Source organism: Enterobacillus tribolii, assembly GCF_003363015.1.
Taxonomy (GTDB): Bacteria; Pseudomonadota; Gammaproteobacteria; order Enterobacterales; family Enterobacteriaceae; genus Enterobacillus; species Enterobacillus tribolii.
On the sequence record NZ_QRAP01000002.1, the window covers coordinates 132,462 to 155,798 of the forward strand.

22 protein-coding genes and 2 tRNA genes are annotated in these 23,337 nt (G+C 55.4%); 20 read left to right on the plus strand and 4 right to left on the minus strand.

What is annotated here, in order from left to right:
- Window positions 1-9 precede the first annotated feature (9 nt).
- The 4 genes from rplU to cgtA all read left to right on the plus strand — a co-directional run bounded on the left by rplU (window position 10) and on the right by cgtA (window position 2,860).
- The gene (gene rplU, locus C8D90_RS05305) at window positions 10-321 is read left to right on the plus strand and encodes a 50S ribosomal protein L21 (protein ID WP_115457391.1); all 312 of its coding nucleotides are present in this window, start codon (window positions 10-12) and stop codon (window positions 319-321) included.
- A 15-nt stretch (window positions 322-336) separates the two neighbouring features.
- On the plus strand, window positions 337-594 hold the full coding sequence (gene rpmA, locus C8D90_RS05310) for a 50S ribosomal protein L27 (RefSeq protein WP_115457392.1): 258 nt from the start codon (window positions 337-339) through the stop codon (window positions 592-594).
- A 91-nt stretch (window positions 595-685) separates the two neighbouring features.
- The gene (locus C8D90_RS05315; protein WP_115457393.1) at window positions 686-1,627 is read left to right on the plus strand and encodes a DMT family transporter; all 942 of its coding nucleotides are present in this window, start codon (window positions 686-688) and stop codon (window positions 1,625-1,627) included.
- A gap of 60 nt (window positions 1,628-1,687) precedes the next feature.
- On the plus strand, window positions 1,688-2,860 hold the full coding sequence (gene cgtA, locus C8D90_RS05320) for an Obg family GTPase CgtA (RefSeq protein WP_115457394.1): 1,173 nt from the start codon (window positions 1,688-1,690) through the stop codon (window positions 2,858-2,860).
- 50 nt (window positions 2,861-2,910) lie between these two features.
- Here the strand turns inward: cgtA and pmrB are convergent, their stop codons facing one another.
- From pmrB to dacB, 3 genes are read right to left on the minus strand one after another with little or no spacing between them, the layout of a single operon-like run.
- Window positions 2,911-3,975 carry a two-component system sensor histidine kinase PmrB gene (gene pmrB / locus C8D90_RS05325; protein WP_115457395.1) on the minus strand — a complete coding sequence of 355 codons (1,065 nt, stop codon included), beginning with the start codon at window positions 3,973-3,975 and terminating at the stop codon, window positions 2,911-2,913.
- Window positions 3,972-4,634 (minus strand): two-component system response regulator PmrA, encoded by a 663-nt coding sequence (gene pmrA, locus C8D90_RS05330; protein WP_115457396.1) that lies wholly within the window; start codon window positions 4,632-4,634, stop codon window positions 3,972-3,974. Before pmrA ends, pmrB begins: the two co-directional genes overlap by 4 nt.
- A gap of 5 nt (window positions 4,635-4,639) precedes the next feature.
- Complete coding sequence (dacB, locus tag C8D90_RS05335; RefSeq protein ID WP_115457397.1) at window positions 4,640-6,073, minus strand: serine-type D-Ala-D-Ala carboxypeptidase; 1,434 nt, start codon at window positions 6,071-6,073, stop codon at window positions 4,640-4,642.
- A gap of 314 nt (window positions 6,074-6,387) precedes the next feature.
- Between dacB and greA the strand changes: the two genes are divergently transcribed.
- Window positions 6,388-6,864: a transcription elongation factor GreA gene (gene greA / locus C8D90_RS05340; RefSeq protein WP_115457398.1), complete on the plus strand. Its 477-nt coding sequence runs from the start codon at window positions 6,388-6,390 to the stop codon at window positions 6,862-6,864.
- 138 nt (window positions 6,865-7,002) lie between these two features.
- On the opposite strand, the gene yhbY is transcribed toward greA, so the two are convergent.
- Complete coding sequence (gene yhbY / locus C8D90_RS05345) at window positions 7,003-7,296, minus strand: ribosome assembly RNA-binding protein YhbY (RefSeq protein ID WP_115457399.1); 294 nt, start codon at window positions 7,294-7,296, stop codon at window positions 7,003-7,005.
- Between the two features lie 138 nt (window positions 7,297-7,434).
- Here yhbY and rlmE point away from each other — a divergent pair, with 138 nt between their 5' ends.
- From rlmE to nlpI, 15 genes are all read left to right on the plus strand, one after another.
- On the plus strand, window positions 7,435-8,061 hold the full coding sequence (rlmE, locus tag C8D90_RS05350) for a 23S rRNA (uridine(2552)-2'-O)-methyltransferase RlmE (protein ID WP_115457400.1): 627 nt from the start codon (window positions 7,435-7,437) through the stop codon (window positions 8,059-8,061).
- Between the two features lie 56 nt (window positions 8,062-8,117).
- Window positions 8,118-10,067: an ATP-dependent zinc metalloprotease FtsH gene (gene ftsH / locus C8D90_RS05355; RefSeq protein ID WP_115457401.1), complete on the plus strand. Its 1,950-nt coding sequence runs from the start codon at window positions 8,118-8,120 to the stop codon at window positions 10,065-10,067.
- Window positions 10,068-10,193: 126 nt separating this feature from the next.
- On the plus strand, window positions 10,194-11,027 hold the full coding sequence (gene folP, locus C8D90_RS05360) for a dihydropteroate synthase (RefSeq protein ID WP_115457402.1): 834 nt from the start codon (window positions 10,194-10,196) through the stop codon (window positions 11,025-11,027).
- Window positions 11,028-11,034: 7 nt separating this feature from the next.
- Complete coding sequence (gene glmM, locus C8D90_RS05365; RefSeq protein ID WP_115457403.1) at window positions 11,035-12,372, plus strand: phosphoglucosamine mutase; 1,338 nt, start codon at window positions 11,035-11,037, stop codon at window positions 12,370-12,372.
- A 194-nt stretch (window positions 12,373-12,566) separates the two neighbouring features.
- Entirely contained in the window at window positions 12,567-12,908 is a 342-nt protein-coding gene (gene secG, locus C8D90_RS05370; protein WP_115457404.1) for a preprotein translocase subunit SecG, read from the plus strand.
- A gap of 63 nt (window positions 12,909-12,971) precedes the next feature.
- A tRNA-Leu gene (locus C8D90_RS05375) sits at window positions 12,972-13,058 on the plus strand.
- A 56-nt stretch (window positions 13,059-13,114) separates the two neighbouring features.
- Window positions 13,115-13,191: transfer RNA gene (locus tag C8D90_RS05380), tRNA-Met, on the plus strand.
- Between the two features lie 214 nt (window positions 13,192-13,405).
- Complete coding sequence (rimP, locus tag C8D90_RS05385) at window positions 13,406-13,858, plus strand: ribosome maturation factor RimP (RefSeq protein ID WP_147291325.1); 453 nt, start codon at window positions 13,406-13,408, stop codon at window positions 13,856-13,858.
- A 20-nt stretch (window positions 13,859-13,878) separates the two neighbouring features.
- Window positions 13,879-15,366, plus strand: coding sequence for a transcription termination factor NusA (gene nusA, locus C8D90_RS05390; protein ID WP_115457406.1), 1,488 nt, complete (start codon window positions 13,879-13,881; stop codon window positions 15,364-15,366).
- A gap of 24 nt (window positions 15,367-15,390) precedes the next feature.
- On the plus strand, window positions 15,391-18,087 hold the full coding sequence (gene infB, locus C8D90_RS05395) for a translation initiation factor IF-2 (RefSeq protein WP_115457407.1): 2,697 nt from the start codon (window positions 15,391-15,393) through the stop codon (window positions 18,085-18,087).
- A gap of 76 nt (window positions 18,088-18,163) precedes the next feature.
- Window positions 18,164-18,562 carry a 30S ribosome-binding factor RbfA gene (gene rbfA, locus C8D90_RS05400; protein WP_115457408.1) on the plus strand — a complete coding sequence of 133 codons (399 nt, stop codon included), beginning with the start codon at window positions 18,164-18,166 and terminating at the stop codon, window positions 18,560-18,562.
- Complete coding sequence (truB, locus tag C8D90_RS05405) at window positions 18,562-19,509, plus strand: tRNA pseudouridine(55) synthase TruB (protein WP_115457409.1); 948 nt, start codon at window positions 18,562-18,564, stop codon at window positions 19,507-19,509. The genes rbfA and truB overlap by 1 nt, the downstream gene beginning before the upstream one ends.
- A 115-nt stretch (window positions 19,510-19,624) precedes the next feature.
- On the plus strand, window positions 19,625-19,894 hold the full coding sequence (gene rpsO, locus C8D90_RS05410) for a 30S ribosomal protein S15 (RefSeq protein ID WP_115457410.1): 270 nt from the start codon (window positions 19,625-19,627) through the stop codon (window positions 19,892-19,894).
- A 260-nt stretch (window positions 19,895-20,154) separates the two neighbouring features.
- Window positions 20,155-22,272, plus strand: a complete 2,118-nt coding sequence (gene pnp / locus C8D90_RS05415; protein ID WP_115457411.1) for a polyribonucleotide nucleotidyltransferase — start codon at window positions 20,155-20,157, stop codon at window positions 22,270-22,272.
- Between the two features lie 180 nt (window positions 22,273-22,452).
- Window positions 22,453-23,337: a lipoprotein NlpI gene (gene nlpI, locus C8D90_RS05420; RefSeq protein ID WP_115457412.1), complete on the plus strand. Its 885-nt coding sequence runs from the start codon at window positions 22,453-22,455 to the stop codon at window positions 23,335-23,337.

Genomic DNA, 23,337 nt, shown 5'->3' on the forward strand with positions numbered 1-23,337 from the left:
GAGTTTTATATGTACGCGGTTTTCCAAAGTGGTGGCAAACAACACCGAGTAAGCGAAGGTCAAACCGTTCGCTTGGAAAAGCTGGACATCGCAACGGGTGAAACTGTTGAGTTTGATCAGATTCTGATGATCGCTAATGGCGAAGACGTTAAAATCGGCGTTCCTTTCGTTTCTGGCGGTAAAGTTAAGGCTGAAGTGGTTGCTCACGGCCGTGGCGAGAAAGTAACTATCGTTAAGTTCCGTCGTCGTAAGCATTACCGTAAACAGCAGGGTCACCGTCAGTGGTTCACTGATGTGAAGATCACTGGTATCAGCGCTTAATAGGAGAGCAGATAAATGGCACATAAAAAGGCTGGTGGCTCGACTCGTAACGGTCGTGACTCAGAAGCTAAACGCCTGGGCGTTAAGCGTTTTGGTGGTGAAGCAGTTCTGGCTGGCAACATCATCGTTCGTCAGCGTGGCACCAAGTTCCACGCCGGTACCAACGTAGGCTGTGGTCGTGATCACACGTTGTTTGCTTTGACTGACGGCAAAGTTAAGTTCGAAGTTAAAGGCCCGAAAAACCGTAAATTCATCAGTATCGTTGCTGAATAAGTTTTTCCTGTCTTAACAGATGCAAGGGCCCCGCAATAACGTTGCGGGGCTTTTTTATTATCGGAAAGATTGCATCAGGAAGCGGCATAGCATGAACAACAAACAGAGTGCGGGCGTAGGGATTGGTTTAGCGCTGACGACGGCGGTTTTCTGGGGAGCGTTGCCGATTGCTATGAAGCAGGTTTTGCCCACGATGGAGCCTTATACCATCGTATGGTATCGTTTTCTGATCGCTTCCGTCGGGTTGTTCCTGGTATTGGTGGTACGTAAACAATTACCGCCGATACGGGTGCTCCGCCGCGGCCGCTGGCTGATTCTGTTGCTGATCGCCACCTGTGGCCTGTTGGGAAATTTTGTGTTGTTCAGTTCCTCGCTGCAATACCTGAGCCCGACGACTTCGCAGGTTATCGGCCAGCTCTCCCCGGTAGGGATGATGTTTGCCAGCGTGCTGATACTAAAAGAAAAAATGCGGGTCACCCAGGTTATCGGCGCAACAATGCTGATCTGCGGGTTACTGCTGTTTTTTAACACCAGCCTGTGGGAAATTTTTACCCGCTTAACGGATTACACGCTGGGCGTGCTGCTCGGCGTAGGGGCGGCGATGGTTTGGGTCACGTATGGCTTGGCTCAAAAAGTGTTATTGCGGCGTTTGGCATCGCAACAAATTCTGTGCCTGTTGTATATTTTATGTACGGTATTTTTATTTCCGATGGCGAAGCCCGGGACTATCTGGCTGCTGAGCGGCTGGCAGTTGGCCTGTTTGCTGTTTTGCGGCGCCAATACGCTGATTGGCTACGGCGCCCTGGCTGAGGCGATGGCGCGTTGGCAGGCGGCCCAGGTGAGCGCCATCGTGACGTTGACGCCGTTGTTTACCCTGTTATTTTCGGATTTGTTGGCGCTGATATGGCCGGATATGTTCCTGATGCCGACGCTCAACATGGTGGGGTATGTCGGTGCGATGATCGTGGTGGCCGGCGCGATGTTCTCCGCAGTGGGGCATCGTTGGTTTCCGCGGCGCGGTGCGGCGCAATAAAAGAGTTATCTCCGCCGGGGGCCGTATGGCGCCAGGCGATGGTTTACGGAGACGGTTTTAATGAAATTTGTAGATGAAGCAGCAATCCGCGTTGAAGCGGGCGATGGCGGTAATGGCTGCGTCAGCTTCCGCCGCGAGAAATATATCCCGAAAGGCGGCCCTGACGGCGGTGATGGTGGTGACGGCGGCGATGTTTACATGCTGGCGGACGAAAACCTGAATACCCTGATCGATTACCGCTTTGAGCGTTCCTTCCGCGCTGAGCGCGGGCAAAATGGCCAAAGCCGTGACTGTACCGGGAAGCGCGGAAAAGATATTACGATCAAAGTGCCGGTCGGTACGCGCATCATCGATCAGGGAACGGGAGAAGTGCTGGGCGATTTAACCCGCCACGAACAGAAGCTGATGGTTGCCAAAGGCGGCTGGCACGGTTTGGGGAATACGCGCTTTAAATCCTCGGTGAACCGTACCCCGCGCCAGAAAACGAACGGCACGCCCGGTGACAAACGCGACCTCAGCCTTGAGCTGCTGCTGCTGGCTGACGTCGGCATGCTGGGGCTGCCCAACGCGGGCAAGTCTACCTTTATTCGCGCCGTATCCGCCGCTAAGCCTAAAGTGGCCGACTACCCGTTTACCACGCTGGTGCCGAGCCTGGGCGTAGTGCGTATGGACAGCGAAAAGAGCTTTGTGGTGGCGGATATTCCCGGCTTGATTGAAGGCGCGTCCGAAGGCGCGGGGCTGGGCATTCGTTTCCTGAAACATCTGGAACGCTGCCGCGTACTGCTGCACCTGATCGACATCGCGCCGATTGATGAATCCGATCCGGTGGAAAACGCTAAAGTGATCATCAATGAGCTGGGTCAGTACAGCGAGAAACTGGCGCAGAAGCCGCGCTGGCTGGTGTTCAATAAAACCGATCTGCTTGATGGCGAAGAAGCGCAGGCGCGGGCGGATGCGATTGCCGCAGCACTGGGCTGGGAAGGGAAGCATTACCTGATTTCGGCCGCTAACCGCTCGGGGGTTAACGCGCTGTGCTGGGACGTGATGAACTTCCTCGAAAGTCAGCCGCGTGAGACGGAAGAGCAGAAAGAGAGCGCGGAAAAAGTTGAGTTCATGTGGGACGATTACCATCGTGAACAGCTTGAGAAGGTGAGCGAAGAAGCGGAAGAAGAGTGGGATGACGACTGGGATGAAGATGACGACGAAGGCGTCGAATTCATTTACCGCAAGTAATCTTCTTAGTCCGGAGTTGCCTCAGGGTAACTCCGGCTTCTTTCTCTGCTTTATAACGCCAGCGCATTTTGCGGCAGCCAGCACTGAGCAATCAGGCCGGAGCGGTCGCTGCGGTTCTTCAGGATGAGTTTTCCCTGATGCAACTGCGTAATGCGAATCACGATATTCAACCCCAGTCCGCTGCCGCCGTAGCGCTGATCCATCCGGCGGAAAGCCTGCGTCAGCTCACCGGCTTTCGATTCATCAATGCCGCTCCCCTCATCAACCACCGTGAGTTCAACGCCGCGCGGTGACGAACGCAGTTTCACTTCAACATGGGTGTTTTCCGGGCTGTAGCGGTGGGCGTTTTCCACCAGGTTACGCAGCAACAGGCGCAGCAGCACCGCATCTCCGTGGATGATGGCACTGTCCGGCGTTGCGATGATGAGCTTCTGGCCCCGCAGCATCAGCAGTTCGTCCAGTTCCTCTCTGAGCGGCGCAATAACGTCTTTGACCAGATCTAACTGCTGATAATGCCCGCTGGCAAAGTTTTGCCCGGCGCGGGAGAGCATCATCAGTTGCCCGATGGTGTGCATCAATTGATCTACGCGTTTAATCAGCTCGCTGGCCTCGGCGGCGCCCGTTTGCTCCATCAGCTCCAGATGAAGACGGATGCCCGCGAGCGGCGTTCTCAGTTCGTGAGCGACGTCTGCGGTGAACAGCCTCTCTTGCTGGATGGTATGACTCAGCCGGGCAAACAACTGATTGAGCGTACCGGTGACAGCGACGATTTCCTGTAAGTTGCTTGGAATACTTAACGGCATCAGGTTATCTGCCGAGCGGTTTTCCAGACGTTGCTGCAGCTGATTGAGCGGACGAATGATCCAGTTGATAGCCAGGGCGGAAATAATCAGGGTTATCGACATCATCACCAAGGACGGAACCAGCAGGGAAGCGATGGCCTCACGGATTTCTTTGTCGACGAGGTCGTTGCGGGTGTGGGCCGTCAGCGTTTCGTTCACCAGGAAGCTGATTTGCTCCCGGCTTTCATGCCAGAGCCACAGCACGCTGATCAACTGCGTCAGCAGCAGGACCAGGGCTAGCATCAGCAACAGGCTGCGGCGCATGCTGATCATGAGGGGAGCTCTAGGCGATAACCGATGCCGCGGACGGTTTTGATGCTGTCTTTGCCCAGCTTGCGTCTCAGGTTATGAATATGCACTTCCAGCGTGTTGGAACCAAGATCGTCGTTCCAGGAGTAGAGATCCTGCTGTAATAGTTCACGATTGATGGTCTGGCCCGCGCGCATCATCAGGCGCGAAAGGATGGCAAACTCCTTCGGCGTGGCCTCCACCGGCTTACCGTTACACATGACCTGCTGCGAAGAGAGATTAAGCGTGATTGTGCCCACCGTCAGCAGGTTATCGCTGTGCCCCTGAAAACGGCGAATCAGGGCGCGCACCCGCGCCTGCAGTTCAACCAGGGCAAAGGGTTTGATCAGATAATCGTCCGCGCCGGCGTCCAGCCCGTCAACCCGATCTTCCACGGCATCGCGTGCGGTCAGAATCAACACCGGCAGATCGGTGCCGGCCCGCCGCCATTGGCGCAGCAGGGACGCGCCGTCCTGATCGGGCAGGCCGAGATCGAGGATCACCATGCTGTAACGCCCGGCCTGCATGAAAGCATTTGCGGCGGCGGCGCTGGCCGCACAGTCGCAGGCATACCCTTCGTTTTCCATGGCCTTGGCCAGGCCCCGTTGGATCAGCTCATCATCTTCAACAATCAGCAGTTTCATCGTCGTCAGTTATTTTGGTAGATGTCCTTGTAGAGGCGGCTTTCAAAACGCACCAGCGGCGCGCGCCGGGTTCTTTGATCCTGCGGCGGTACGGCGTAGCCGGAAAGGAACTGGACGAAAGCCATGCGTTGACCGCTGGCGGTGGTGATAAAACCGGCCAGGTTGTAAACGCCTTGCAGAGCGCCGGTCTTGGCGGAAACTTTTCCGTCCACGCCAGCTTCATGCAACCCCCCGCGGTATTGCAGGGTGCCGTCGTGTCCGGATAGCGGCAGCATGGAGATAAAATTGAGTTCCTGATCGTGCTGGGCGATGTATTGCAGCACCTGCATCATGGTGGCCGGCGCAATCAGGTTATGACGTGATAGCCCGGAGCCGTCCACCAGGATGGTATTGCCCAGGTTGATTCCCGCTTTCTGGCGCAGAATCTGGCGCACGGCATCCGCGCCGGCGCGCCAGGTGCCGGGAACGTTCATACGTTCGTGTCCGATGGTGCGGAACACGGTGTCGGCAATCATGTTGTCGGACTTTTTCAGCATGACGCGCAGCAGGTCGTGCAAAGGCGCGGACTGGGTCTGCGCCAGTACGGTGCCGGGCGTGTTGGGCGTGGTTTGGCCGCGTAAATGGCCGTCGATTTTCATATCCGCCTGAAGCAGCTCGTCTTTGACGATAGCGCCTGAATAGCTGGCGCCGTTCTGAACGGCGAAAGCCAACGGCAGCGGCTCGGCCCGCTGGGGCAGGCAACCGGTGAGGGTATAGCGGTTCAGCTCGCCGGGCACCACGTCTAATTCACAGTATTGCGCGTCGGGCGAGCCTTTCGCCAGCGTTCTGACTTCGCTGAACATATGTACCGGGTAGTAGGAGGCCACGCGGATAAACGCGTTGTCTCCGGGCTTGGTCGCGCTGTACAGGGAGACGGAAAAACAGTTGCGGTCAATGATCGCCGCCGCAGGCGGTGCGCTGAAGCACTGGGTTAAGTCGTTCCAGGGCCACCCCGGCGCCTTGTCGTGGCTGGCGAATACCGAGGTATCGATCAGCACGTCGCCGCGTATTTCCCGGACGCCCTGATTTTTGAGTTGGGCGACCATATTGCGGATTTGCTGGCGTTTCAGCGTTGGATCGCCGCTGAAACGTACGATCAGATCTCCCTTCAGCACGCCGCTGCTGATGCTGCCGCGGGTTTCGAACGTGGTGGTGAAGCGATAATCCGGGCCAAGTTGCAGCAGGGCCGCCAGAGCGGTGATGACTTTCTGGGTGCTGGCGGGCAGCGCCATTTGCTGACCGTGAAAATCGATGGCCGGTGCCGGCGCGCCGATTTTTTGCACCAAAAGCGCCAGATTGGCGCCGTCGGGCAAGTATTGCACATACTCGTCTACCGGCGCGGCGTGTACGCTCAGGGCAAACGCGCAAGTCAATCCACTGAAAATTCTAAAAAATCGCATAATCCCGGAATAACCGCTAAATAATGTGCCTGTCATACTACGGTGCATTGAGGTCGAAAGTAAACGATGTCCTCATCCCCTCAGCCTTTGTGGGGCCTGAGTTACGGGCCGTCGTGCGAAATACTTTAGGTATGGGGAACTCTGCGATAGAATACACGTCAAAATGCAAAACCAATTCTGACCTGGACCTTTTGTCCGGGTCAGGTTTCTTTTGTTTGCAGCCCGGGTGAAGAGGCGGTTTTGGCGTAATTTTCGCCGCTTACGCGTAATGGACACAGAGTGATTTCGCCGGGCTGATATTGAGGTAATTATAGATGAAGCAGATTCCGATGACGCTGCGCGGTGCAGAACAGTTACGTGAAGAACTGGAATTTTTGAAAGGCACCCGCCGCCCGCAAATTATTGAAGCTATTGCCGAAGCCCGTGAGCACGGCGATCTGAAAGAAAACGCAGAATACCATGCGGCCCGTGAGCAGCAGGGCTTTTGCGAAGGCCGGATTCAGGAAATCGAAGCGAAGCTTTCCAACGCGCAGGTGATTGACGTCACTAAGATGCCCAACAGCGGCCGCGTGATTTTTGGCGCCACGGTCAGCGTGGAAAACCTGGACTCTGAAGAGAAGCAGACGTATCGCATCGTGGGCGATGATGAAGCGGACTTCAAACAGAACCTGATTTCGGTGAACTCGCCGATTGCCCGTGGCCTGATCGGCAAAGAAGAAGGCGAAATCGTGGTGATTAAAACGCCGGGTGGTGAAGTAGAGTTCGAAATCCTGAAAGTAGAATATCTCTGATTTTCAGGCAGGCAAGGTAAAATCGCGCACGTTTCGCCCAGATTTGTAAAGATAAGAAAAAGGCCGCGATGCGGCCTTTCCATCATAGTGAGAAAGCATGCTCACTTGTGATATATCTTTTCTTTATACGAAAAGGGATTAACGCGGTAAACTTATCTTCCGCTCCTCGCTGGGGCGGTAGATGACTAAAACATTACCGATTAATTGTACATAGAAAGCACCCGTTTCACGGACGATGGCGTCAGCGATCAGGTTCTTCGTTTCGCGTTCTTCGGCGGCGATCTTCACCTTGATCAGCTCATGATGCGTCAGCGCCTGCTCAATTTCGGCCAGGACCCCTTCAGTCAGTCCGTTGTTACCCAGTTGCACGACGGGCTTCAGCGGATGAGCAAGGCCTTTCAGGTGCTGTTTTTGCTTATTATTCAGATTCATCGTCTTTTTTGCTTCAGTTGGGATTGAAAACGGTACATTCTACCGCCATCTCAAGTGTATTACCAAATCGGTCTTATGCCGTCATGGGCACTCTGAAGCAGCTGGGTGCATGGGCTGTGGTTTAGAGAGTTAACTCAGATGGGTAAAAAACGTTCTGCCAGTTCAAGCCGCTGGTTACAGGAACATTTCAGTGACAGGTTTGTGATGCAGGCACAGAAAAAGGGGCTGCGCTCCCGTGCCTGGTTTAAACTTGATGAGATACAGGCGACTGATAAGCTGTTCAAGCCGGGGATGACGGTTGTAGACCTGGGCGCGGCGCCGGGCGGTTGGTCTCAGTATGTTGTGGGCGAGATCGGCGGCGGCGGGCGTGTTATTGCTTGTGATATTTTGCCGATGGATCCTATCGTCGGTGTCGATTTCCTTCAGGGCGATTTTCGTGATGAATTAGTGCTGAAAGCACTGTTGGAGCGCGTGGGGGATAGCAAGGTCCAGGTGGTGATGTCGGATATGGCTCCGAACATGAGCGGTACGCCGGCGGTGGACATTCCCCGTTCTATGTACCTGGTCGAACTGGCCTTACAGATGTGCCGGGACGTGTTGGCTCCCGGCGGTAGTTTTGTAGTGAAAGTGTTCCAGGGAGAGGGGTTTGATGAGTATTTGCGTGAAATCCGCTCTTTGTTTACGAAAGTGAAGATTCGTAAGCCCGAAGCTTCCCGCGCACGTTCGCGGGAAGTATACATTGTAGCGACGGGGCGCAAACTGTAGTACCCTAACGCTGTTTGTTAACATAGCTGTAATATGAGGTTAATCCCTTGAGTGACATGGCGAAAAACCTAATTCTCTGGCTGGTCATCGCGGTTGTGCTGATGTCCGTTTTCCAGAGCTTTGGGCCCAGCGAATCGAATAGCCGCAGGGTGGATTACTCTACGTTCCTGTCTGAGGTGAATCAGGACCAGGTCCGTGAAGTGCGTATCAACGGACGGGAAATCAATGTAACCAAGAAAGACAACAACCGTTACTCAACCTATATCCCCGTCAGCGATCCTAAATTGCTGGATTCTCTGTTGACGAAGAATGTCAAAGTGGTTGGCGAGCCGCCGGAAGAACCGAGCCTGCTGGCCTCTATCTTTATCTCCTGGTTCCCGATGCTGCTGTTGATCGGGGTATGGATCTTCTTTATGCGCCAGATGCAGGGCGGCGGCGGTAAAGGCGCCATGTCGTTCGGCAAAAGCAAGGCGCGCATGCTGACGGAAGACCAAATCAAAACGACGTTTGCCGACGTCGCGGGCTGTGATGAAGCGAAAGAGGAAGTTGGCGAGCTGGTTGAGTACCTGCGCGATCCGAGCCGTTTCCAGAAATTGGGCGGTAAGATCCCGAAAGGCATCCTGATGGTGGGGCCGCCGGGTACCGGTAAAACGTTGCTGGCTAAAGCGATTGCCGGCGAAGCGAAAGTGCCGTTCTTCACCATTTCCGGTTCCGACTTCGTTGAAATGTTCGTTGGTGTTGGTGCGTCGCGTGTGCGTGACATGTTCGAACAGGCAAAGAAAGCGGCGCCCTGCATCATCTTCATCGATGAAATCGATGCGGTTGGTCGTCAGCGCGGCGCGGGTCTGGGCGGCGGTCACGATGAACGTGAGCAAACCCTGAACCAGATGCTGGTTGAGATGGACGGTTTTGAAGGCAATGAAGGCATCATCGTCATCGCCGCGACTAACCGTCCGGACGTTCTGGACCCGGCGTTGCTGCGTCCCGGTCGTTTTGACCGTCAGGTCGTGGTTGGCCTGCCGGACGTACGTGGCCGCGAGCAGATCCTGAAAGTTCACATGCGCCGCGTGCCGCTGTCGCCGGACATTGACGCTTCCGTAATCGCCCGTGGTACGCCGGGATTCTCCGGCGCCGATCTGGCGAACCTGGTGAACGAAGCCGCTCTGTTCGCCGCCCGCTTTAACAAGCGCGTGGTGTCGATGGTTGAGTTTGAAAAGGCGAAGGACAAAATCATGATGGGCGCCGAACGCCGTTCCATGGTGATGACCGAGGCCCAGAAAGAGTCTACCGCTTACCATGAAGCAGGACATGCGATTATCGGCCGTCTGGTGCCGGAGCACGATCCGGTGCACAAGGTTACGATTATTCCGCGCGGACGCGCACTGGGCGTAACGTTCTTCCTGCCGGAAGGCGATGCCATCAGCTACAGCCGTCAGAAGCTGGAAAGCATGATCTCCGTTGCTTACGGTGGTCGTCTGGCGGAAGAGTTGATTTATGGCCAGGATAACGTATCGACCGGCGCTTCTCAGGACATCAAGCAGGCCACGACCATCGCCCGTAACATGGTGACGCAGTGGGGCTTCTCCGAGAAGCTGGGGCCGTTGCTGTATGCGGAAGAAGAGGGTGAAGTTTTCCTCGGCCGTTCCGTATCCAAGACCAAGCATATGTCTGATGAAACGGCACGCATCATCGATCAGGAAGTCAAAGCGCTTATCGAGCGTAACTATCAGCGCGCCCGTAAGCTGCTGTCGGATAACCTGGATATCATGCATGCGATGAAAGATGCGCTGATGAAGTATGAAACCATTGATGCTCCGCAGGTTGATGATTTGATGGCGCGTCGTGAAGTTCGCCCCCCGGCAGGTTGGGAAGAAGGGCAGAGCGGCAATAATTCCGGCAGTGGCGGCGGGGCTTCTCCTGCGATGAACACGCCGGTTATTGACGACCCTAAGCCGCGCACGCCGGATTCCGACAACACGATGTCTGGTCAGCTTGGCGATAAATAATCGTTAAGGCCGATCGAAATACAGCCGAAAAGCTGTAATCGGAAATAGAGTATGCGAACCCCAGGCTTGCCTGGGGTTTTTTTATATTATCGTTCTGTAATAACACGTAAAAATAGCAGGTGGCTGATGTTACTGAAATCCCGTGATTTGGTTCTGGACCTCAACTACCCCCAGATTATGGGGATCCTTAATGTGACGCCCGACTCGTTTTCCGACGGCGGAACGCATAACACGCTGGACGCCGCGTTACGCCATACGGAGGCCATGATCGCCGCCGGAGCGACAATGATCGACATCGGCGGGGAGTCCACCCGTCCGGGCGCGGCGGAAGTGAGTGCGGCAGAGGAGATGGATCGCGTGGTTCCCGTCGTAGAGGCCATCGCCCGCCGTTTTGAGGTTTGGATCTCTGTGGATACGTCTAAAGCGGAGGTGATACGGGGCAGCGCGGAGGCCGGGGCCAACTTGATCAACGATATCCGCTCTTTGCAAGAACCCGGCGCATTGGATGCGGCGGTACAAAGCGGATTGCCGGTCTGCCTGATGCACATGCAGGGCGAGCCGCGTACCATGCAGCAAAAGCCGGTTTACAGCAACGTGGTGGAGGAGGTTGATGCCTACCTTGCCGAACAAATCGCGCGTTGCGTCGGAGCAGGAATAGTCCGGGAAAATCTGTTAATTGATCCTGGTTTTGGTTTTGGAAAGGATTTAAAGCATAATTACCAGCTTCTGGCCCATCTCGCCCGTTTTCATCACTTCGGGCTCCCTTTATTGGTGGGGATGTCGCGTAAATCGATGATTGGTCAACTGCTCAATGTTCCGCCGAGCCAGCGGATTGTGGGAAGTGTGGCATGCGCCGTGATAGCCGCAATGCAGGGAGCCCAGATTATCCGGGTTCATGATGTTAAAGAAACGGTGGAAGCGATGCGCATTGTTGAGGCCACGCTTTCAGCAAAGGGATAACCAAACTATGAGTGAACGCAAGTATTTCGGCACGGACGGCATCCGCGGCAAAGTGGGTGAAAGCCCGATCACACCGGATTTTGTTTTGAAACTGGGCTGGGCGGCTGGCAAGGTGCTGGCGCGTCACGGCTCCCGCAAAATCATCATTGGTAAAGACACCCGTATTTCCGGTTATATGCTGGAGTCCGCTTTGGAGGCCGGTTTGGCCGCTGCCGGGCTGTCGGCGTCATTTACCGGCCCGATGCCGACGCCTGCGGTTGCTTATCTTACCCGTACGTTCCGTGCAGAAGCCGGGATCGTCATTTCGGCCTCCCATAACCCGTATTACGACAACGGGATCAAGTTCTTCTCCATTGACGGCACCAAACTGCCGGATGAGGTGGAAGAAGCGATTGAAGCCGAAATGGAGAAACCGCTGACCTGCGTAGAGTCCGCCGAGCTGGGGAAGGCCAGCCGTATCGTTGATGCCGCCGGTCGTTATATTGAGTTCTGCAAGGGCACGTTCCCCAATGAACTGAGCCTGAACGGCCTGAAAGTCGTCGTGGACTGCGCCAACGGCGCAACTTACCACATCGCGCCGAACGTGATGCGCGAGCTGGGTGCGACGGTCGTGGCGATTGGCTGCGATCCGGACGGCATGAACATCAACGAAAAATGCGGCGCGACGGATCCACGTCAGTTGCAGGAGCGGGTGCTGGCGGAAAAAGCTGACGTCGGTCTGGCGTTCGACGGCGACGGCGACCGCGTGGTGATGGTCGATCATCTGGGCAACCTGGTCGACGGCGACCAGATCCTGTACCTGATCGCGCGTGAATTACTGCGCCAGGGGCAGCTCAGCGGCGGCGCCGTGGGTACGCTGATGAGCAACATGGGGCTGGAGCTGGCGCTCAAACAACTGGGCATTCCGTTCGTTCGTGCGAAAGTGGGCGACCGTTATGTCATGGAAAAAATGAAGGAAACCGGCTGGCGGCTGGGGGCGGAGAACTCCGGGCACGTGATCGTGCTGGACAAAACCACCACCGGCGACGGCATCGTCGCCGGCCTGCAGGTTCTGACCGCCATGGTGCGCAACCATATGTCATTGCATGATTTGTGCAGCGGCATGAAGTTGCTGCCGCAGATTCTGGTCAACGTGCGTTTTACCGGCGAGCATGATCCGCTGCAAACCGAGTCGGTGAAAGCCGCGACGGCGGACGTGGAGGCCAAGCTGGCCGGACGCGGGCGCGTATTGCTGCGTAAGTCGGGCACCGAGCCTCTGATCCGCGTTATGGTGGAAGGGGAAGACGAGGCGCAGGTGAGCGAAATGGCGCATTACATTGCGGATGCCGTTAAAGCCGCTGGCTGAGCCGAATGCGGGTGAGTCGGCAGACGCCGTCTGCCGATTTTTTCTGCAAATGCATCGGCGTCTTTAAATTGCCCTTGCGCCGCCCGGCGGCATTGGGTAGTATTCACACCCGCTTCAGTAGACTCAATTGGTGAGTTTACGAAATGATTTGAAGCTCTTGGCTGCGGAAGGACCGCAAGGAAACAGGTACGATTATGTATGAAGCTCTTTTAGTAATTTTCCTGCTGGTGGCAATTGGCTTAATTGCCATGATTATGCTGCAGCAAGGTAAAGGTGCTGATATGGGGGCATCATTCGGAGCCGGTGCATCGGCTACCATGTTTGGTTCCAGCGGTTCCGGCAACTTCATGACCCGTACTACGGCAATACTGGCCGCAGTATTTTTTATCCTGAGTATGGTATTGGGTAACATGAGCAGCCAGCAGGGCAAGCAAGGCGGTAAGTGGAGCGATCTGGGTCAGCAGACGGAAGTTGAACAGACGACGACGCCGGCACCGGCGGCACCCGCTACGCCTTCCAGCGATATTCCGCGTTAATGCAGTAACGGCGTAAAGCCGAGAGAGTTAAGGAAAGTGGTGCAGTAAGCCGCTTTCAGGAATGCCGAGGTGGTGGAATTGGTAGACACGCTACCTTGAGGTGGTAGTGCCCGATTGGGCTTACGGGTTCAAGTCCCGTCCTCGGTACCATTCCTGAGTAACTTGTTTTTTCTGCATCATTAGAGTAGTATTCGCCACGTTTCGGACGCGGGGTGGAGCAGCCTGGTAGCTCGTCGGGCTCATAACCCGAAGGTCGTCGGTTCAAATCCGGCCCCCGCAACCACTTTCCTAAAGTCATTTTTTTCAAATATACTGTATACATTGAAGCTTTCGGCTCTGATGAGTAATTTGAAAAAAATACTTGTTGGAGAACGGTCTAGACCGTTTGGCAGTACATGGGTCCAGTTGCACAAAGCCCCGAATTTTCGGGGTTTTTTGTTATCTGACAACAGAATCACTGGGCTATAAGGCCCTTTTTTTATGTCTTGGGGGTGGGCTTGTCCACATTAGAGCAAAAATTGACAGAGATGATTTCGGCGCCGGTCGAAGCCCTGGGCTTTGAGTTGGTTGGCATTGAGTTCATCCGTGGTCGCCATTCAACGCTGCGTATCTACATTGATAGTGAAGATGGCATCACCGTTGATGATTGTGCTGATGTTAGCCATCAGGTGAGCGCCGTAATGGACGTTGAAGATCCGATTACGGTGGCCTATAACCTGGAAGTTTCTTCGCCCGGTCTGGATCGTCCCTTGTTCAACAGTGAGCACTATCAGCGCTTCCTGGGCGATGAGGTGGCTCTGGTGTTGAATATGGCGGTACAGAATCGCCGTAAGTGGCAGGGCATCATCAAGTCGGTTGACGGCGAGATGATCACGGTGACCGTGGATGGAAAAGATGAAGTGTTCGCACTGAGCAACATCCAGAAGGCGAACCTGGTACCCCACTTTTAAGGTCTGATGAGGCAACTAGGATGAACAAAGAGATTCTGGCTGTTGTTGAGGCTGTTTCCAACGAGAAAGCGGTTCCGCGCGAAAAAATTTTTGAAGCCCTGGAAACAGCTCTGGCGACGGCAACGAAGAAAAAATATGAGCAGGAAATCGATGTGCGTGTCGCCATCGATCGTAAAACCGGGGATTTCGACACTTTCCGCCGTTGGGTTATTGTCGAAGAAGTGACTCAGCCGACGCGTGAAATCACGCTGGAAGCTGCGCAGTTTGAAGACCCGGCCCTGCAACTGGGCGATTACGTCGAAGATCAGATTGAATCAGTGACGTTTGACCGTATCACGACGCAGACCGCCAAACAGGTTATCGTACAGAAAGTGCGCGAGGCCGAGCGTGCAATGGTGGTTGACGCTTTCCGTGAGCACGAAGGCGAGATCGTCACCGGCGTGGTGAAGAAAGTTAACCGCGACCTGATTAGTCTGGACTTGGGTAACAACGCAGAAGCCGTGGTGGGTCGTGAAGACATGCTGCCGCGTGAAAACTTCCGTCCGGGCGACCGCATCCGCGGCGTACTGTATGCCGTACGTCCTGAAGCGCGCGGCGCTCAGCTGTTCGTCAGCCGTTCCCGCCCTGAGATGCTGGTAGAATTGTTCCGCATTGAAGTACCGGAAATCGGCGAAGAAGTGATTGAGATTAAAGCCGCGGCACGCGATCCGGGTTCCCGCGCGAAAATCGCGGTAAAAACCAACGACAAGCGTATCGATCCGGTCGGCGCGTGCGTGGGGATGCGTGGTGCGCGCGTGCAGGCCGTTTCCAGTGAACTGGGCGGCGAGCGTATTGATATCGTGCTGTGGGACGACAACCCTGCTCAATTCGTGATCAATGCGATGGCGCCTGCCGATGTAGCATCTATCGTAGTGGATGAAGATAAGCATACGATGGACATCGCGGTAGATGCCGGCAATCTGGCGCAGGCGATCGGCCGTAACGGCCAGAACGTACGTCTGGCTTCTCAACTGAGCGGTTGGGAACTGAACGTAATGACGGTGGAAGACCTGCAAGAGAAACATCAGGCTGAAGCGCATGCCGCCATTGAGAAATTCACCAAGTATCTGGACATCGACGAAGATTTCGCCACTGTTCTGGTGGAAGAAGGTTTCTCTTCCCTGGAAGAACTGGCGTATGTTCCCGAGCAGGAACTGCTGTCGGTCGATGGTCTGGATGAAGACACGGTGGAAGCGTTGCGTGAGCGCGCCAAAAATGCCCTGACGACGCTGGCTCTGGCGAAAGAAGAAAGCCTGGGCGATCGTAAACCGGCGCAGGATCTGCTTGACCTGCCGGGTATGGATCGCGAACTGGCGTTTAGCCTGGCAGCGCAGGGCGTATGTACACTGGAAGATCTTGCCGAGCAGGGCGTTGACGATCTGACGGATATTGAAGGTCTGAGTGATGAGAAGGCCGGCGAGCTGATTATGGCTGCGCGTAATATCTGTTGGTTTGGTGATAGTGAATAATGAACTGTAGCAGGAAGGAACAGCATGACAGAAGTAACCGTAAAATCGCTGGCAGCAGAGATTGAAACGTCAGTTGACCGCCTGGTACAGCAATTTGCTGACGCGGGGATCAACAAGACGGTAAATGACACTGTGACCCAGCAGGAAAAAGAAGCTTTACTGGCGCACCTGAACCGTGAACACGGCGGCGCACCGGGCAAGCTGACGCTGCAACGCAAGACACGCAGCACACTGAGTATCCCCAGCACTGGCGGTAAGAGTAAGTCAGTGCAGATCGAGGTCCGTAAAAAGCGCACTTATGTAAAACGCGATCCGGCGGCTGAGCAGGCCGAGGCGGAAGCGCAGGCGCAGCGCGAAGCGGAAGAACTAGCGCAGCAAATGGCTGAAGAGCAGGCAAAGCGTGAGGCGCAAGCCCAACGTGCCGCCGAAGAGAAAGCCAAACAAGCTGCTGAAGAGCAAGCCAAGCGTGAAGCCGATGAGAAGGCGGCGCGTGAAGCAGCGGAAAATGACAAAGTGACCAATCAACATACTGACGAACAAACTAAAGTGACTTCGGCCGAAAAAGCGCGCCGTGAGTCTGAAGCTGCCGAGCTGAAGCGTAAATCTGAAGAAGAAGCACGCCGCAAACTGGAAGAAAATGCCAAGCGTGCGGTGGAAGAAGCGCGTCGTATGGCTGAAGAGAATGAAAACCGCTGGTCAGCGCCGGCTTCGGAAGAAGATTCATCTGACTATCACGTCACCACATCCCACCATGCCCGCGAGGCGGAGGATGAGAGCGATCGTCAGGGTGAAGGCGAGCGCCGTAGCCGTGGACGTGGCGGCAAGGCTGTGAAGCCGAAGAAAGGCAACAAGCTTTCTGAGTCCAAGGCCGATCGTGAAGAAGCCCGTGCGGCGACCCGCGGCGGTAAAGGTAAGCGTAAACCCAGCACTCTGCAGCAAGGCTTCAACAAGCCTGCTCAGGCCGTTAACCGCGATGTCGTGATCGGTGAAACCATCACCGTTGCCGAACTGGCAAACAAGATGGCGGTGAAAGGCTCTCAGGTTATCAAGGCCATGATGAAGATGGGCGCGATGGCGACCATCAACCAGGTCATTGATCAGGAGACCGCTCAGTTGGTCGCCGAGGAAATGGGCCACAAAGTTATCCTGCGTCGTGAGAACGAGCTGGAAGAAGCGGTAATGAGCGATCGTGACGTCAGCGCTGCCGCAGAACCGCGTGCGCCGGTCGTTACGATCATGGGCCACGTTGACCACGGTAAAACGTCACTGCTGGACTACATCCGTTCCACCAAAGTCGCCTCTGGCGAAGCGGGCGGGATTACCCAGCACATCGGTGCTTACCATGTAGAAACCGAAAACGGCATGATCACCTTCCTGGACACCCCGGGCCACGCCGCGTTTACCGCGATGCGTGCGCGTGGTGCGCAGGCGACGGATATCGTCGTACTGGTCGTGGCTGCTGATGACGGCGTGATGCCGCAGACCATCGAAGCTATCCAGCACGCCAAAGCCGCGCAGGTGCCGGTTGTTGTTGCCGTTAACAAAATCGACAAGCCGGAAGCCGATCCGGATCGTGTTAAAAACGAGCTTTCCCAGTACGGCATCATGCCGGAAGAGTGGGGCGGCGAGTCTCAGTTCGTCCACGTTTCCGCCAAAGCGGGTACGGGCATCGATGAACTGCTGGACGCGATCCTGCTGCAGGCGGAAGTTCTGGAGCTGAAAGCCGTGCGTCAGGGGATGGCCAGCGGCGTCGTAATCGAATCCTTCCTTGATAAAGGACGTGGTCCGGTTGCAACGATTCTGGTGCGTGAAGGTACGCTGAACAAGGGTGACATCGTGCTGTGCGGCTTTGAATACGGCCGTGTGCGTGCGATGCGTGATGAGCTGGGCCGCGAGATCTCCGAGGCCGGCCCGTCTATCCCGGTTGAGATTCTGGGCCTGTCCGGCGTTCCTGCCGCGGGTGATGAAGCAACCGTGGTACGTGACGAGAAGAAAGCCCGTGAAGTGGCGCTGTATCGTCAGGGTAAATTCCGCGAAGTTAAGCTGGCCCGTCAGCAGAAAGCCAAGCTGGAGAATATGTTCTCTAACCTGGGCGAAGGCGAAGTTTCCGAGCTGAACATCGTGATGAAAGCCGACGTTCAGGGCTCTGTGGAAGCGATTACCGACAGCCTGCTGAAGCTTTCCACCGACGAAGTGAAGGTGAAAATCATCGGTTCTGGCGTGGGCGGGATTACCGAAACCGACGCAACCCTGGCTGCCGCATCTAACGCCATCGTACTTGGCTTTAACGTCCGTGCCGATGCTTCCGCGCGTCGCGTTATCGAGGCGGAAAACCTGGATCTGCGTTACTACTCCGTAATCTATGACCTGATTGACGAAGTTAAACAGGCCATGAGCGGCATGCTGGCACCGGAATATAAGCAGGAAATCATCGGTCTGGCCGAAGTGCGTGATGTCTTCAAATCACCTAAGTTCGGTGCGATTGCCGGCTGTATGGTGACTGAAGGCGTGGTTAAACGTCACAACCCGATCCGCGTACTGCGTGACAACGTGGTTATCTATGAAGGTGAGCTGGAGTCCCTGCGCCGCTTCAAAGATGACGTTAACGAAGTCCGTAACGGGATGGAATGTGGTATCGGCGTTAAGAACTACAATGACGTGCGCACCGGCGACGTTATCGAAGTCTTCGAAACCATTGAAATCAAACGTACTATCGATTAATCCGGCAATGCAGCAGCGTTGCAGGAGAATACTACGGGGGGCCTGAGGCCCCCCGGCTTGTCTTGAGGATTTTATTATGGCCAGAGAGTTCAGCCGTACCCAGCGCGTTGCGCAGGAAATGCAGAAAGAGATCGCCATCATTCTGCAGCGTGAAGTGAAAGATCCGCGTATCGGCATGGTGACGGTTTCCGGCGTTGAAGTATCCCGTGACCTGGCATATGCCAAAGTATTTGTTACGTTTTTAAACGACAACGATCCTGATGCGGTGAAAGACGGCCTGAAAGCGCTGCATGATGCGTCCGGGTTTGTCCGCATGCTGTTGGGTAAAGCCATGCGTCTGCGCGTGGTGCCGGAGCTGACGTTCTCCTACGACAGCTCGCTGGTAGAAGGGATGAGGATGTCCAACCTGGTGAGCGACGTGGTGAAAAAAGATGCCGAACGTCGCCAGGCAGCCGGTAAGGACGAGGAGGAGTAATGGGACGACCCCGCCGCCGTGGGCGTGACGTGCATGGCGTTTTGCTGCTGGATAAGCCCCAGGGAATGTCATCCAATGACGTTCTGCAAAAGGTAAAACGCCTCTACAACGCCAATAAGGCCGGACATACCGGCGCCCTTGATCCTTTGGCTACCGGGATGTTGCCCGTGTGCCTGGGAGAGGCGACGAAGTTTTCCCAGTTCCTTCTGGAAGCGGACAAGCGTTATCGGGTCATTGCCCGCCTCGGCCAGCGTACCAATACGTCGGATGCCGATGGGGAAGTGATTCAGGAACGCCCGGTCGCCTTCTCACAGGCGCAGTTAGACGCTGCGCTTGAGCGTTTTCGCGGCGACAGCCAGCAGGTGCCGTCAATGTATTCCGCCCTGAAATATCAGGGGAAGCCGTTGTATGAATATGCCCGTCAGGGTATCGACGTGCCGCGTGAAGCCCGTGACATCACGGTTTATGAGCTGCTGTTCCTCCGCTGGGAAGGGGATGAACTGGAGCTGGAAATACATTGTTCCAAGGGCACCTATATCCGTACCATCATTGACGACCTGGGCGAGTTGCTGGGGTGTGGCGCGCACGTGATGTATCTGCGCCGCCTTCAGGTTGCCGGTTATCCTGCCGAAAAGATGGTGACGCTGGAATGGCTGCAGCAAGCTCATGCCGAGGCGCAGGAAAGCGGGCAAGAAATTGCCGCGCAGTTCGACGCCTTGCTCCTCCCGATGGATACCGCGGTACAGGATTTGCCGGAAGTGAATCTTTCTGCCGTCGTGGCCGGTTACGTCCGTCAGGGGCAGCCGGTTCAGGCGCCCGGTTTGCCGGCTGATGGCCTGGTACGTATTACCGTCGGCGATGCGCGCGAATTTATCGGCGTCGGCGAGATTGACGATCGCGGGCGGGTTGCGCCCAAGCGTTTAATCGTTGAGTTGCAGGGAGATTAAAAGCCGCTTCCTTGCGATCTCCGGGGACGGAGAGTAGAATAGCGCGGCTTGTATATTGGGTTGCTGAATTAGAGATCGGCGCCCGCCTTTTCATCTTTTAATTTGGAGTTCTATAATGTCTCTAAGTGTTGAAGCAAAAGCTAAAATCGTTGCTGACTTCGGTCGTGGCGCAAACGACAGCGGTTCCACCGAGGTTCAGGTTGCTCTGCTGACTGCACAGATTAACCATCTGCAGGGTCACTTCGCTGAGCACAAAAAAGACCACCACAGCCGCCGTGGTCTGCTGCGCATGGTTTCCCAGCGTCGTAAGCTGCTGGACTACCTGAAGCGCAAGGATGTAGCCCGTTACTCAAGCCTGATCGAGCGTTTGGGTCTGCGTCGCTAATCCAGTGATTCTCAGAAGTAAAGGGGCCAAATCTGGCCCCTTTCTTCTAGGAAGCAACGGCAAATGAGGTTAATGTAGTAAGCCGTTGAAATATCGTCAGCGATCTTGCATTGCAGAGGTTCGCGCGGCTAATGAAAGAGATAACCCTGCTATTTTTTTCATTAGTCGCGAGAATGCAGTGGCGGGGTCGATAGGTAAATTTCCGTACGTTATCGCCAGTTACGGCAATAATCGTATGAATAATCAATAAGGAAAATATTTTGCTGAATCCTATCGTTCGCAAATTCCAGTACGGCCGACATACCGTAACGCTGGAAACCGGCATGATGGCACGCCAGGCGACTGCTGCCGTTATGGTTAACATGGACGACACCGCAGTATTCGTTACCGTGGTTGGCGCTAAGAAAGCAAAAGAAGGTCAGGGCTTTTTCCCGCTGACCGTAAACTATCAGGAACGTACCTACGCAGCGGGTCGTATTCCCGGCGGTTTCTTCCGTCGCGAAGGCCGCCCAAGCGAAGGTGAAACGCTGATCGCCCGTCTGATTGACCGCCCGATTCGTCCGCTGTTCCCGGATGGCTTCCTGAACGAAGTTCAGGTTGTCGCCACCGTAGTTTCCGTTAACCCGCAGATCAGCCCGGATATCCCGGCGATGATCGGCGCCTCCGCCGCTCTGAGCCTGTCCGGTATTCCGTTCAACGGCCCGATCGGTTCAGCCCGCGTAGGTTATATCAACGATCAGTACGTACTGAACCCGACGATGGATGAGCTGAAAGAAAGCCGTCTGGATCTGGTGGTTGCCGGTACTGAAGGCGCCGTGCTGATGGTTGAGTCCGAAGCTGACCTGTTAAGCGAAGATCAGATGCTGGGCGCCGTGGTGTTCGGTCACGATCAGCAGCAGGTTGTTATTCAGAACATCAAAGCGCTGGTGGCCGAAGCCGGCAAGCCGCGCTGGGATTGGCAGGCTCCGCCGGTTAACGAAGCGCTGCACGCGCGTGTTGCGGCGCTGGCCGAAGCACGTCTGGGCGACGCCTACCATATTACCGAGAAGCAGGAACGTTACGCTCAGGTTGACCTGATCAAAGACGAAGTGACTGCTGCTCTGCTGGCGGAAGACGAGACGCTGGATGCCGGTGAAATCGGCGACGTCCTGGGCTCTCTGGAGAAAAACGTGGTGCGTGGCCGCGTACTGCGTGGCGAACCGCGTATCGATGGTCGTGAAAAAGACATGATCCGTGGTCTGGACGTGCGCACCGGCGTGCTGCCGCGTACCCACGGTTCCGCGCTGTTCACCCGCGGCGAAACTCAGGCGCTGGTTACCGCCACGCTGGGTACCGAGCGTGATGCGCAGAACATTGACGAACTGACCGGCGAGCGTACCGATCGCTTCCTGCTGCACTACAACTTCCCTCCGTACTCCGTCGGTGAAACCGGTATGATCGGTTCGCCGAAGCGCCGTGAAATCGGTCACGGTCGTCTGGCGAAGCGCGGCGTGCTGGCTGTTATGCCGAAGGCTGACGCTTTCCCGTACACCGTGCGCGTGGTTTCTGAAATCACTGAATCCAACGGTTCTTCCTCCATGGCTTCCGTGTGCGGCGCTTCTCTGGCGCTGATGGACGCCGGCGTGCCGATCAAAGCGGCCGTAGCGGGTATCGCGATGGGGCTGGTGAAAGAAGGCGATAACTTTGTCGTACTGTCTGACATCCTGGGTGACGAAGATCACCTGGGCGACATGGACTTCAAAGTGGCCGGTAGCCGCGAAGGCGTTACCGCGCTGCAGATGGATATCAAAATTGAAGGCATCACCCGTGAAATCATGCAGGTGGCGCTGAATCAGGCCAAAGGTGCGCGTTTGCACATCCTGGGCGTGATGGAGCAGGCGATCAACGCGCCGCGCAATGATATCTCTGAGTTTGCACCGCGTATCCATACGATTAAGATCAATCCTGAGAAAATCAAGGACGTTATCGGTAAAGGCGGCTCCGTAATCCGTGCGCTGACCGAAGAAACCGGTACGACCATCGAGATCGAAGATGACGGTACGGTGAAAATCGCCGCGACCGACGGTGAGAAAGCGAAAGCGGCTATCCGCCGTATCGAAGAGATCACGGCAGAAATCGAAGTTGGCCGTATTTATCAGGGTAAAGTCACCCGCATCGTTGATTTCGGCGCCTTTGTTGCCATTGGCGGCGGCAAAGAAGGTCTGGTTCATATTTCCCAGATCGCTGACAAGCGCGTTGAGAAAGTGACGGATTACCTGCAAATGGGCCAGGAAGTCCCGGTGAAGGTTCTTGAAGTTGACCGTCAGGGCCGTGTTCGCCTGAGCATCAAAGAAGCACAGGAGCAGCCTGCACAGCCGGAAGCTCCCGCAGCTGAATAAAATGCCTGGCAGACGCCATGCCGTCGTGAATGCGGCGGCATGAAAAACGAAGGTATCGAATCTGTCTGTATTACGGCTCTCTGCGCTGCGGAGAGTCGTTTGTTGTGCAAATACCGGATGTATTTGCCGTTGTGATGGATGATAGGATATCGGTCCGATGTTAATCTTCGGGAGTGGGAAATGAAGCCTATCTTGCGCTGGTGTTACATTGCCACAGCGATTTTGCTGGCGGGATGCAGTACCTTTGACTGGCGTAAAGACGAAGTGCTGGCGATTCCGTTGCAGCCCACGCTGCAACAGGAAGTTATGCTGGCGCGGATGGAACAGATCCTGGCTAGCCGAGCATTAACAGACGATGAACGCGCGCAGCTTCTCTATGAGCGCGGAGTGCTGTATGATAGTCTCGGACTGAGGGCGCTGGCGCGTAACGATTTTTCGCAAGCGTTGGCCATTCGTCCGGATATGCCTGAGGTTTTCAATTACTTAGGTATTTATTTAACGCAGGCAGGCAATTTTGATGCTGCCTATGAAGCGTTTGATTCTGTACTAGAGCTTGATCCAACTTACAATTACGCGCTGTTAAATCGCGGTATCGCCCAGTATTACGGTGAGCGGTACGCGTTGGCGCAGGATGATCTGCTGGCGTTTTATCAAGACGACCCCAATGATCCTTTCCGTTCGTTATGGCTTTTCTTAGTGGAACGAGAAATCAATCCGCAGAAGGCCGTTGTGTCGCTGGAACAGCGTTACGACAAAGCGAACCGGAGTCAATGGGGATGGAATATTGTCGAATTCTACCTGGGCAAGATCAGCGAGAAAACGCTGATGGAACGCTTACAGGGAGATGCTACGGATAACACTTCGCTCGCTGAGCATCTCAGTGAAACTGACTTCTATTTGGGTAAACACTACCTGAGTCTGGGGGACAAGGACAGCGCATCTGCGTTGTTCAAACTGACGGTTGCCAACAACGTTCATAATTTTGTTGAGCACCGCTACGCACTGTTGGAATTGGCCCTTTTGGGGCAAGAACAAGACGACCTATCAGAATCGGACCAGCAATAG

What these genes read in the sequence shown, in the direction of transcription:
- C8D90_RS05315 (WP_115457393.1), top strand. Translation starts at nt 686, where the DNA reads ATGAACAACAAACAGAGTGCGGGCGTAGGGATTGGTTTAGCGCTGACG.
- folP (WP_115457402.1), top strand. Translation starts at nt 10,194, where the DNA reads ATGTTACTGAAATCCCGTGATTTGGTTCTGGACCTCAACTACCCCCAG.
- yhbY (WP_115457399.1), bottom strand. Translation starts at nt 7,296, where the DNA reads ATGAATCTGAATAATAAGCAAAAACAGCACCTGAAAGGCCTTGCTCAT.
- rbfA (WP_115457408.1), top strand. Translation starts at nt 18,164, where the DNA reads ATGGCCAGAGAGTTCAGCCGTACCCAGCGCGTTGCGCAGGAAATGCAG.
- infB (WP_115457407.1), top strand. Translation starts at nt 15,391, where the DNA reads ATGACAGAAGTAACCGTAAAATCGCTGGCAGCAGAGATTGAAACGTCA.
- cgtA (WP_115457394.1), top strand. Translation starts at nt 1,688, where the DNA reads ATGAAATTTGTAGATGAAGCAGCAATCCGCGTTGAAGCGGGCGATGGC.
- nusA (WP_115457406.1), top strand. Translation starts at nt 13,879, where the DNA reads ATGAACAAAGAGATTCTGGCTGTTGTTGAGGCTGTTTCCAACGAGAAA.
- rlmE (WP_115457400.1), top strand. Translation starts at nt 7,435, where the DNA reads ATGGGTAAAAAACGTTCTGCCAGTTCAAGCCGCTGGTTACAGGAACAT.
- greA (WP_115457398.1), top strand. Translation starts at nt 6,388, where the DNA reads ATGAAGCAGATTCCGATGACGCTGCGCGGTGCAGAACAGTTACGTGAA.
- glmM (WP_115457403.1), top strand. Translation starts at nt 11,035, where the DNA reads ATGAGTGAACGCAAGTATTTCGGCACGGACGGCATCCGCGGCAAAGTG.
- pmrA (WP_115457396.1), bottom strand. Translation starts at nt 4,634, where the DNA reads ATGAAACTGCTGATTGTTGAAGATGATGAGCTGATCCAACGGGGCCTG.
- rpsO (WP_115457410.1), top strand. Translation starts at nt 19,625, where the DNA reads ATGTCTCTAAGTGTTGAAGCAAAAGCTAAAATCGTTGCTGACTTCGGT.
- pmrB (WP_115457395.1), bottom strand. Translation starts at nt 3,975, where the DNA reads ATGATCAGCATGCGCCGCAGCCTGTTGCTGATGCTAGCCCTGGTCCTG.
- dacB (WP_115457397.1), bottom strand. Translation starts at nt 6,073, where the DNA reads ATGCGATTTTTTAGAATTTTCAGTGGATTGACTTGCGCGTTTGCCCTG.
- rplU (WP_115457391.1), top strand. Translation starts at nt 10, where the DNA reads ATGTACGCGGTTTTCCAAAGTGGTGGCAAACAACACCGAGTAAGCGAA.
- secG (WP_115457404.1), top strand. Translation starts at nt 12,567, where the DNA reads ATGTATGAAGCTCTTTTAGTAATTTTCCTGCTGGTGGCAATTGGCTTA.
- nlpI (WP_115457412.1), top strand. Translation starts at nt 22,453, where the DNA reads ATGAAGCCTATCTTGCGCTGGTGTTACATTGCCACAGCGATTTTGCTG.
- truB (WP_115457409.1), top strand. Translation starts at nt 18,562, where the DNA reads ATGGGACGACCCCGCCGCCGTGGGCGTGACGTGCATGGCGTTTTGCTG.
- ftsH (WP_115457401.1), top strand. Translation starts at nt 8,118, where the DNA reads ATGGCGAAAAACCTAATTCTCTGGCTGGTCATCGCGGTTGTGCTGATG.
- rpmA (WP_115457392.1), top strand. Translation starts at nt 337, where the DNA reads ATGGCACATAAAAAGGCTGGTGGCTCGACTCGTAACGGTCGTGACTCA.